At 62.4% G+C, this 4,351-nt stretch carries 5 protein-coding genes; all 5 read left to right on the top strand.

Annotation, left to right across the window (positions count from 1 at the left end):
- The first annotated feature begins 591 nt into the window (after positions 1-591).
- Positions 592-2,091: an anthranilate synthase component I gene (gene trpE / locus AC1D1P_RS15655; protein ID WP_477670724.1), complete on the top strand. Its 1,500-nt coding sequence runs from the start codon at positions 592-594 to the stop codon at positions 2,089-2,091.
- Complete coding sequence (locus AC1D1P_RS15650) at positions 2,088-2,408, top strand: chorismate mutase (protein ID WP_477673613.1); 321 nt, start codon at positions 2,088-2,090, stop codon at positions 2,406-2,408. The genes trpE and AC1D1P_RS15650 overlap by 4 nt, the downstream gene beginning before the upstream one ends.
- A 3-nt stretch (positions 2,409-2,411) precedes the next feature.
- On the top strand, positions 2,412-2,993 hold the full coding sequence (locus AC1D1P_RS15645; protein WP_477673612.1) for an aminodeoxychorismate/anthranilate synthase component II: 582 nt from the start codon (positions 2,412-2,414) through the stop codon (positions 2,991-2,993).
- Positions 2,994-3,053: 60 nt separating this feature from the next.
- Complete coding sequence (ltaE, locus tag AC1D1P_RS15640) at positions 3,054-4,103, top strand: low-specificity L-threonine aldolase (protein WP_477673611.1); 1,050 nt, start codon at positions 3,054-3,056, stop codon at positions 4,101-4,103.
- Between the two features lie 12 nt (positions 4,104-4,115).
- Positions 4,116-4,351 (top strand): LysE family translocator (locus tag AC1D1P_RS15635; protein ID WP_477673610.1); only part of this gene is annotated, 236 nt, incomplete at its 3' end.

The raw sequence follows: 4,351 nt of genomic DNA, 5'->3' as shown, positions 1-4,351 counted from the left end.
CGCCTGCGCCGTTCAGGTGGAGCTTGGCGCCGCTCACCTCGACCGGGTCATCGAGCTTGATGCCTGAAACTTCCATAGGGTCGGCCAGGGCGCTGAACGACAGTACCAAACCGGCCAAGCCAGCCATGCATCGCGTTGTCAAAGTCATGAATTTATCTCCAGATAATAGGGAAAATAGAACGAGCGTTCTTTTTTTATAGGTTCATTTTGGGTGCGGCTACCCTCCCTTACAAGAGGGTTTGCGAGATAAGCATTACTACCAGTTGTTGTAACTTTGCCAACTGCGCTGGCCTGGAGGCCCTGATGGGCCGCTGTTTGCTACACTTTGTCCTTCATGTTCATTCATCGCGTCATTCAGACAGGTTGTGCAGGCCGGGGAGCCTGGCCCTGGCGTACCTGTCATTTCTCGCACGCCTGAGGCGCACGCGGGCTGGCACACTGCCACTTGCCCGTGTATCTGCCGCGGTTTTTGCGACACCCCCTTGATGCGCTCCGGCCCTGCCGGAGCATCCCGGCCCCATGCTTCGGGGTATTTTGAATGACAGGTGGCTACGCCTTTGAGCGCGTTGCCTCCTTGCGAAGGACTCATCCGTGATCACAGAACTCGAATTTAAAAGCCTGGCCGGCCAGGGCTACAACCGCATTCCCTTGATGGTCGAGGCGTTTGCCGACCTCGAAACACCTCTTTCCCTTTATCTCAAGCTTGCGCATTCCAGAGACGGCGGCAAGTTCAGCTTCCTGCTGGAATCGGTCGTGGGGGGCGAGCGGTTCGGCCGCTACAGTTTTATCGGCCTTCCCGCGCGCACGCTGGTGCGGGCATCCGGTTTTGGGCCAGATACCCTGACCGAAGTGGTGACGGACGGCAAGGTTGTGGAAACCTCCAAAGCCAATCCGCTGGACTTCATCAGCGACTACCAAAAGCGTTTCAAGGTCGCCCTGCGGCCCGGCCTGCCGCGCTTTTGCGGCGGCCTGGCGGGGTACTTCGGCTACGACACCGTGCGTTACGTCGAAAAGAAACTCGAAGCCTCCTGTCCGCCGGACACGCTGGGCTGCCCCGACATCCTGTTGCTGCAGTGTGAAGAACTCGCCGTGATAGACAACCTGTCGGGCAAGCTTTACCTGATTGTTTATGCCGACCCGGCGAGACCGGAGGCGTATGCCAATGCCAAAAAGCGCCTGCGCGAGCTCAAGGACCAGCTGAAGTATTCCGTCAGCGCACCGGTGGTGAAACCGTCGCAGAGTTATCCGGCCGAGCGCGATTTTGCCAAGGCAGACTACATTGCCGCCGTGGAACGCGCCAAGCGGCTGATCGAGGCGGGCGACTTCATGCAGGTGCAGGTCGGCCAGCGCATCAAGAAGCGCTACACCGAGTCGCCGCTGAGCCTGTACCGCGCACTGCGTTCACTGAACCCCTCGCCTTACATGTACTACTACCACTTCGGAGACTTCCATGTTGTGGGTGCATCTCCCGAAATTCTGGTGCGCCAGGAAAAAATCGACGACGGGCAGAAAATCACCATCCGGCCGTTGGCGGGCACGCGGCCCCGAGCCTCTTCGCCGGAGGCCGACAAGGCCGTGGAGCACGAACTGGTGAACGACCCCAAAGAGCGTGCCGAGCACGTGATGCTGATTGACCTGGCGCGCAACGATATTGGCCGCATCGCCAAAACCGGCACGGTGAAAGTCACCGAAGCCTTCGCGGTCGAGCGCTACAGCCACGTGATGCACATCGTCAGCAATGTGGAGGGCACGCTGCTTGACGGCATGTCGAGCATGGACGTGCTCAAGGCCACCTTCCCGGCCGGCACGCTCACCGGCGCGCCCAAGGTCCATGCCATGGAGCTGATCGACCAGCTTGAGCCGACCAAGCGGGGCCTCTACGGCGGCGCCTGCGGTTACCTCAGCTATGCCGGCGACATGGATGTCGCCATTGCGATCCGCACCGGCATTATCAAGGACCAGATGCTGTATGTGCAGGCGGCGGCCGGTGTGGTGGCCGATTCCGTGGCCGAGCTGGAGTGGAAGGAAACCGAAGCCAAGGCGCGCGCGCTGTTGCGGGCATCCGAGCTGGTGGAGGAGGGTTTGGAATGAGCACGCTGTCCCATCCCGCCATAGCCCGATGCGACACCATGGCCGATGTGCGCCGCCACATCGACGCACTGGATGACCGCATCGCGCCGCTGATCGCCGAGCGCAGCGCCTATGTGGCCCAGGCCGCGCGCATCAAGCAAAGCGCCAGCCAGATTGTCGACAACGCACGCATCGAGTTCATCGTCGAGCGTGTGCGTGCTCAGGCCCGTGCGGCCGGCGCCCCCGAGGCCATCATGGAAGCGACCTACCGCGCCATGATCGCCGCATCCATTGATTTTGAGCGCGGCGAGTTCACACGCCTGCGTCAGGGAGACTGAACCATGAAGCGCACCAAACTCCTGATGATCGACAACTACGACAGCTTCACCTACAACATCGTCCAGTATTTTGGCGAGCTGGGCGCCGAGGTCGAAGTGTTTCGCAATGACGAGATCACGGTGGCCGAAATCGCTGCGCGCGCTCCTGACGTGCTGGTGGTGTCGCCCGGTCCGTGCTCACCGGCCGAAGCCGGTATCTCGGTGGCGGCGATCCAGCATTTCGCCGGCAAGCTGCCGATTCTGGGCGTTTGCCTGGGCCACCAGGCCATAGGCGCCGCTTTTGGCGGCAAGATCGTGCGCGCCCAGCAGCTCATGCACGGCAAGACCAGCGTCATCACCACCACGCAGCAGGGCGTGTTTGCCGGGCTGCCCGCGCAGTTTGTGGTGAACCGTTACCACTCGCTGGCCATTGAAAAGTCTTCATGTCCCGGTGTGCTGGCTGTCACGGCGCGGACCGACGACGGCGAGATCATGGGTGTGCGCCACACGGAGTTGCCGATCCAGGGCGTGCAATTCCATCCGGAATCCATCCTCACCGAGCACGGTCACGCCATGCTGAAGAACTTCCTGGAGCAAACAGCATGACCTGTTTTGCTATTGTTTTAGTAGCTGCTTGCGCTCATCCTTATTGCCCTGGAGGCCAAAATGGCTGATAAAAGAGTCGTTGACCTGCGCAGCGATACCGTCACCCAGCCCACGGCCGCCATGCGTGAGGCCATGCTGGCAGCGCCGCTGGGCGACGATGTGTTTGGCGATGACCCGGCCGTCAATGCGCTGCAGGAAAAGATTGCCGGCCTGCTGGGCTTTGAGGCTGCGCTCTTCGTGCCCACCGGCACTCAGAGCAACCTCTGCGGAATCCTGAGCCACTGCCAGCGCGGTGACGAGTACATCGTCGGCCAGATGGCGCACTGCTACCGCTGGGAAGGCGGCGGCGCCGCGGTGTTCGGCAGCGTACAGCCGCAGCCGCTGAACCATCACACTGATGGCACGCTGGCGCTTGCCGAGATCGAGGCAGCGATCAAGCCGGACGATGCGCACTTCGCGCGCACCCGGATGCTGGCGCTCGAGAACACCCTGGGCGGCAAGCTGCTGCCGTTTGAGTATGTGCAGCAGGCGACCGCGCTGGCGAAGAAGCACGGCCTGGCCCGCCACCTGGATGGTGCGCGGCTCTTTAACGCCGCTGTGGCGCAGGCTGCACAAACGGGCAGCAACCCCCTGGCGGAGGCACGCCGCATTGCGGATTGTTTTGACAGCGTATCGGTTTGCTTCAGCAAGGGCCTGGGCGCGCCGGTGGGTTCGGCCCTGTGCGGCTCGCGCGAGTTCATCGCGCGGGCGCACCGCATCCGCAAGATGGCCGGCGGCGGCATGCGGCAGGCGGGCATGCTGGCTGCCGCAGCGTCGCATGCGCTGGACCATCATGTCGGGCGCTTGGCGCAAGACCACGCCCTGGCCAAACACCTGGCCGACGGCCTGGCGGGCATTGACGGCCTGCAGGTAGAGGCGCCACAGACCAACATCGTGTTTGTCGACCTGACCGGCGCGGCGCGGGACCAGTCCGCCGCCTTGCTCAAGCACCTGGCCGGCCAGGGCATTGAAGCCACGGGACTGTACCGCCTGCGTTTTGTCACCCATCTGGACGTGGACACCGCCGGCGTGGACCGTGCGGTTGGTGCCATCCGGCAGTTTTTCAAATGAAAGGACATCGCCATGCCTGACTTTCAACACCTGTTGCTTTTCATCGCGGCTGGCTGGCTGCTGAACCTGACGCCGGGCCCGGACGTGCTTTATATCGTGACCAATTCACTGCGCTCGGGCGCGCGCGCCGGCATTGTTGCCGGCCTCGGCATTACGGCTGGCTGCTTCGTCCACATCTTTGCGGCGGCCGTGGGCGTCGGTGCCTTGCTTGCGACTTCGGCTACGGCATTTACCGTGCTCAAGTGGAT

The sequence above is a fragment of the Polaromonas sp. P1_E1_2 genome, from assembly GCF_056406035.1.
The sequence above is the reverse complement of the archived record's forward strand: the minus strand, read 5'-3'. Positions and strand labels throughout refer to the sequence as shown.

Excerpts from the sequence above, each read along its gene's own strand:
- AC1D1P_RS15650 (WP_477673613.1), top strand. The coding sequence starts at position 2,088 with ATGAGCACGCTGTCCCATCCCGCCATAGCCCGATGCGACACCATGGCC.
- AC1D1P_RS15645 (WP_477673612.1), top strand. The coding sequence starts at position 2,412 with ATGAAGCGCACCAAACTCCTGATGATCGACAACTACGACAGCTTCACC.
- ltaE (WP_477673611.1), top strand. The coding sequence starts at position 3,054 with ATGGCTGATAAAAGAGTCGTTGACCTGCGCAGCGATACCGTCACCCAG.